The organism is Limimaricola sp. G21655-S1, from assembly GCF_027213785.1.
Taxonomy (GTDB): domain Bacteria; phylum Pseudomonadota; class Alphaproteobacteria; order Rhodobacterales; family Rhodobacteraceae; genus Limimaricola.
The window spans coordinates 1-241 of the sequence record NZ_JAPWGO010000471.1 but is presented as its reverse complement, the minus strand read 5'-3'; the positions used below and the strand labels follow the sequence as shown (position 1 = coordinate 241).

1 protein-coding gene is annotated in these 241 nt (G+C 56.0%); it reads right to left on the bottom strand.

All coding sequences use genetic code 11. The features are described 5' to 3' along the window. A partial coding sequence (locus tag O4G76_RS21505; protein WP_269399113.1) for a thiamine phosphate synthase occupies window positions 1-241 on the bottom strand: 241 nt, incomplete at both ends.

Sequence of the window (241 nt, the reverse complement as noted above, 5' to 3'; positions counted from 1 at the left end):
CTTGTGGCCTCGATCCACTGACGCACCCGCGTTTCGGGATCGGAGTTTAGCGTAATATCTGTCACCACAGAGACAATATCGGCTCCCGCCTCCAGCACACCCGCAGCGCGTTCAACCGACATGCCACCAATACCCACCAATGGGATGTCCCCGATGCGGGTTTTCCACTCGCTCACCCGTGGCAGCCCTTGTTGATGCCATTTCATCTTTTTGAGGATCGTTGGATAGACTGGTCCAAGTG